Genomic DNA, 4,970 nt, shown 5'->3' on the forward strand with positions numbered 1-4,970 from the left:
AAGATGTTGGGGGCTTCGTTTTTGGGTCTGATTTGTTTTTGTTAATGATCAGACAGTACCTGATGAGCCTTTCTTTGTCAACTCTTGAGGTTGATGCGTTTCATTTTTGAATTGGCGAAACTCAAATTTCGGGTTTCTGTTAGTTAGCGATAGCTTGAAGGCTTACCCCATAAGAGAGCTAGAGTTTAGAGACTGTAAGATTTTTGCCAGAGTTCCAGAAGAGCGATAGAAAACAATCTCTGGATTCGGGCATCGGTAGTTTTATTAACGAGATACTACCATTTGTTGTTTGGAAACGGGGGAAATATTATCTTAAGGTCGATAAAAACGGAACTTCGCAAGAGTGTCCTAATTGTGGTGCTTTCACTAGTAAAAAGTCGTTATCCGAAAGAGTTTACTGGTGTGATTCTTGCGGCCACATTGAACCAAGAGACACGGCATCAGCGAAGGTAATCGAGAACCGAGGAAAAAACGCGGTCGGGCTGACCGTGTTAGAAAACGCTTGCGGAGGCGGTCTGACAGGGATCGACCGGGTTAAACCAAGTCGATCTAGTTAAAAGCCTAAGAACCGAGAATCCCCCGCTACAGCGCGCGAGCGGTTAGCGGGGGAGAGTCAACGGGTAATTTGTTGTACCAAAGCGATAACATCGCTGCGGCTGAGTTTTTCCTTACCTAAAGCTAGAACTTCGAGAGTGCCATGGGCTAAAGCGAGGGGAATCTTACAAAAATCAAGGGCCGGCCCTTTCGGCAGCGATTGAGTGTAATAATCGGCTAATTTCAGATTACGACGGGCATAATTATGAATATCACTAATTGTCCAACCCTGGGGCAGAAAACTTACCCCCCGGCGCAGATCCTCGCCATGGTTGCGGGCAATATTAACCGCTTGTAAACCCCGACCAAAACCGATGGCATAACTGCGATTAGTTTCGGTGCCATCGTACCAATTCCAGAGGTCAGACAGCAATAAACCCACGGCACCGGCCACACTAAAGGTATATTGATCTAATTCTATTTCTGTGCGAATATCCCAGTTATTCCCAGCCCAGTAGGCCATGCGATCGGCCATGGCCGCCGTGGCATCCCAAACCCGCGGGGCGATCGAATCCGGTGCTAACAGGGCCCATTCGCCAATTCTCAGGGTTACTTCTGGCAAAATCTCCCGATGGACTAAGCCAAAAGTAAAATCCTCTTTGGTAGAATTTTCAGTACCTGCTTGTAAATTCAGGCTAATTTGTCTTAATATCTGGGCTTTACTGAAGTTATCTAGGTCGGGATGGTCTTCTACTTCATCGATCGCCCTCATACAGAGATAAGCTGAGGCTACTGCCTCGAGCAGACGATCTGGTAAACGACTTATGGGAATATAAAAAGTTCGACTCGTTTCTTGCAGAATCGTTAAAGCATTATCGCGCAAATTCATTCAGTCCTCTCCTCACGCCAACTTAGGTAACTACGAGTTAAACCAATCAGACAGATCGGTTTAGGTTATTCCGATGTTCCTAAGACAAAGTTGCTGTCTATTGTAGTATTATTATCCAAAATTTCGAGATTATTCTCGAAAAAATCAACCTCTAGGGTATTCTTGACAATTTTTCTTTCTGGGATAGCTGAGGGACAATTACGGCAATTGTTCGAGATTACAGGCTTAAAAAAACGATTTTACCCTTTTTTAAGCAGTATTTTTTGGCTTCATGGCAGGGATTGAAAGGAGATCACTTGTAAAACTGGCCCGATCATGGCCAGGGTCATCACATCTGAGCGAATTTGACCTATAACTGTCACTTTTGCCTTTTTTTGGGTTAATTCGGCGGGAGGGTCTATTAATTCGTAGGTTTGACCGTTATCGGCAATTAATGCCCAAGTTCCCGTGCCTATTTCGATTCTTTTTACCTGACCCGTTACACTAATACTCATGCTTTAATTTCGCTGATTGAGGCGATCGCAATTGCTGCCCCTGTCACAAGCATTCTATCGATATCTTTCCTCGGCATTGATTGCCAATTTTGCCCGACTTTAACCTCATAAATCAGTTTTTTTTATCTAAAAAGCGATCGCCACTTCCGCCACCACCGCTAAGAGGGAGGCCAAAGCCGCTAAAATCATTATTTCTCGATCGGATTGTCCCATAACCATCTGATACCAAATCCGTTTTTAACAGTGTGATTAACTCTCAAGTTATGGATTGTTTCTCCACGCTCCCTGCTCCCCGCGATCCTATACTTTTTAAACAGGATTTGGTATTAATAGATAAAAAGCTATAAAAGTTATCAGCAAAAACGCCGAAATCTTTGTCAGGATTGCCCTGTATTATTTGTTCAGCAAGCTCTAATTAAGCCTAACTGTTAATGGCGTAATGATAGGCACTACCATTAGATTCCATAGGCATCAACCACTGGGAGATAGTTTCTAGTTTTTGACGGATTTGATCGAGTTGATCCTGCACAGGTTGCAGGAAAGTTTCGTACTGTTGTACCTGAGTTTTTAAACGCAATAATGCCAGATTAGTATCGCGCCATTGTCGCTCCTGTTCTTCAAATTCACGAGTTTTTTGCTCTAAATCCGACCATTGACCGTCAATACTATCGCTGCTTTTTTGTAAATCCTCTTGTAGTCCCTTGATTTCTGCTGCTAAACGTTGACTTTCTTGGAGACTATTTTGATAATTATCGGCCAACAGCATTAACAATGGTTCAAAGCCAGATTTTTGAGTATCTTCTGAGGATAAAATCCCCTGTCTCCGTTGCAGAATTTTCAGATGTTGAGAGCTAATAGCTTGCCTTTCTTGGAGATTACGTCTTTGTCCGACTAAAGTTGCCGCCAGCATTCCTTTTTTTTCCTGTTCCTCGGCTAATTCGGATTCTAAATTAGCTCGCTCAGATTGATCTATTGTAGCCATTCTTGCTTCTAATTCTTCCACGGTTTGGCATTGGAGAGTTAATTCTTCCTCTTGGTCGTTGACAAAAATTTCCCAGCGCTTGAGGTCTGTTTGTAAGTTCTTAACTAAGCTCTCCAATTCTTCTAAAGGCATTTGTTCAAGAGCTTCTAGATCGATTTTACCATCAAAACCTAGTTCTTCCCCTCCGAGGAGACGAAGGAGCATTTGTCGAGTAGAATCAGTGGTTTGTAGGGTGAGGTTAAGGTGCTCGAATAATTTCTGTTTTTGACTCAGAACAGTTTCTTGTATTTGTAATTCTATTTTAGCTGTTTCCAAAGCCCTGCGACTCGTCTGTAATTCCCTAGCTCTTTTTTCTAGATAATCGAGCATTTCATCGTTGGCGACCTGACGATTTTCTACAGCTTTTTTCTGCCCCTCTAAACTCTGCCAACAACTATTTAAAATTGTCTGTTGTTCCTGCACAGATTCAAGAGTGGAATGGAGAATTTGTGAGGGAGAATTGCCCCGATCATGATGAGCAGCTAAACGCTCCGCTAGAGAGCGAATAAATTGTTGTTGTTCTGGGGAAAGATTGGGGTAGGAGTTACAATTTATTTGTCCTTCTTCCAGGTGTCGCTGTTGCTCGTTTAATTGTTGTTTTAGGGTTTCCAGTTCTTGTCTTTTGCGCTCTAAATACTCTAATTCTGCCTCTATTTGTTCAATTTGCTCGATTCTTGTCTCCATTTCCATTTTCTGGCGGTTGAGAATCTCGCTTTGATAGGTGAGGGATTGTTTCCACTGCTCGATTTTCTCTTGATCTTTCTTGCTGCGCTCCATCAAACGGGAAATCTTTTGCAGTTGCCGCACCATCTCCGCTCCCGCTAATTCCGGGTTTCCTTGTAGTTGACGATTATTGCTCAAATTTACCAAGAGAAGCGCACCTTCACCCAGGGAGTTAGTTTCGTCGTAGGTTAGGATATCTTCCCCTGGTATGGCACTCCACGTCTGATCCTTATGCTGACAGGCCAATAGTTTCAATTCGGTTTTGTAACCGCCGATAAAACCTCTAGTCTGTTTTTTTACTTCTGCAAGGTATAGCACGAGTAGTCGTCCTCTATAATAAAAGTCTTTGTCATCGATTTTAGAGAGCGTTGGCAATCAAGGCTAGGAGCGGCCCGTCTATGGTTTGGTGTGTAACCATCCGATCCCAAAAATTTTTTAATTTCTATCATTCGAGTTTTTCTTTTTTATCCATACATTTGTTCTCAATTCTTCTCCTTACCGACTGGAAAATTTTTGATGATTTTTCAGTTCCGATGTACTATCTTGATCTCAAAAAATTCGGTAGTCAATCTCTTAAATGCAGTAAAGCCGCTCTTCTCGACTTTGTGTGATAATTTTTGCTTATGTAAGGTTAAATGTTTACTGGGCAAGACTTTTAGGACTATTTTGAAAGAAGAAACTATCAGTATAGACCTCGTTTCCACACAGAAACCAGAAGAACCGTAAAGCTTACTGAAAAATATGTTACATAATTAGCTTATCAGATTTATTATTAGTGACAAGAGGAGGGAAGAGAGCGTTTCTCATCAAGAGGGAGTGGGACGGGATTGGGCATCATCTCTAGATCACCAGCGATGGATTGTTTCTCTGGCGCTCCGCAGCTCCAGCACTCCGCAGTACCCCCATACCTTATTAAACAGGATTTAACTGAATGTCAGCATTCATCCCTCGCGCTTAGCGCAATGGGACGGCGCTTTTAAAGGGGCGAAGCAATTCGCCCCAGGGTTCACCTCATCGGAAATTTTGGGTCTGAAACCCCGCCGTTTTAGGTTGGCTTTGCTGTTAAATCTTAGCGCATTTACAAAATATGTGTTAGAATGTGAGGTATGGAAAAAGCCTATTCGTTTCGATTTTACCCCACACCCGAACAAGAGTCGCTATTGCGGCGCACTTTGGGCTGTGTAAGATTGGTTTACAATAAGGCACTCCATCTCAGAACACAAGCATGGTACGAAAGACAAGAAAGAGTAGGATATACTGAAACTTCTTCAATGCTAACCGATTGGAAAAAACAAGAAGAATTAGAGTT

4 protein-coding genes and 1 pseudogene are annotated in these 4,970 nt (G+C 42.7%); 2 read left to right on the forward strand and 3 right to left on the reverse strand.

Translation table 11 applies throughout. The features are described 5' to 3' along the window. Nucleotides 1–224: 224 nt before the first annotated feature. Nucleotides 225–557, forward strand: a pseudogene (locus EWV66_RS07525) (zinc ribbon domain-containing protein); the annotation flags it as partial. Between the two features lie 56 nt (nucleotides 558–613). Here EWV66_RS07525 and EWV66_RS07530 read toward each other — a convergent pair. The 3 genes from EWV66_RS07530 to hmpF form a co-directional block, all read right to left on the reverse strand. After that, a complete protein-coding gene (locus EWV66_RS07530; protein WP_052276767.1) occupies nucleotides 614–1,423 on the reverse strand; it encodes a squalene/phytoene synthase family protein in 810 nt (269 codons plus the stop codon). A 269-nt stretch (nucleotides 1,424–1,692) separates the two neighbouring features. After that, nucleotides 1,693–1,917, reverse strand: a complete 225-nt coding sequence (locus EWV66_RS07535) for a hypothetical protein (RefSeq protein WP_002757610.1) — start codon at nucleotides 1,915–1,917, stop codon at nucleotides 1,693–1,695. Nucleotides 1,918–2,338: 421 nt separating this feature from the next. Continuing rightward, nucleotides 2,339–3,979, reverse strand: a complete 1,641-nt coding sequence (gene hmpF, locus EWV66_RS07540) for a pilus motility taxis protein HmpF (protein ID WP_052276768.1) — start codon at nucleotides 3,977–3,979, stop codon at nucleotides 2,339–2,341. A gap of 788 nt (nucleotides 3,980–4,767) precedes the next feature. On the opposite strand from hmpF, the gene EWV66_RS07545 reads away from it, so the two are divergent. Further along, nucleotides 4,768–4,970 (forward strand): helix-turn-helix domain-containing protein (locus tag EWV66_RS07545; protein WP_287109275.1); only part of this gene is annotated, 203 nt, incomplete at its 3' end.

Source organism: Microcystis sp. M_OC_Ca_00000000_C217Col (assembly GCF_007095585.1).
Classification (GTDB): Bacteria; Cyanobacteriota; Cyanobacteriia; order Cyanobacteriales; family Microcystaceae; genus Microcystis; species Microcystis panniformis.

Bases quoted from the DNA above. Each gene is read 5' to 3' on its own strand.
- EWV66_RS07530 (WP_052276767.1), bottom strand. From the start codon at position 1,423: ATGAATTTGCGCGATAATGCTTTAACGATTCTGCAAGAAACGAGTCGA.
- EWV66_RS07535 (WP_002757610.1), bottom strand. From the start codon at position 1,917: ATGAGTATTAGTGTAACGGGTCAGGTAAAAAGAATCGAAATAGGCACG.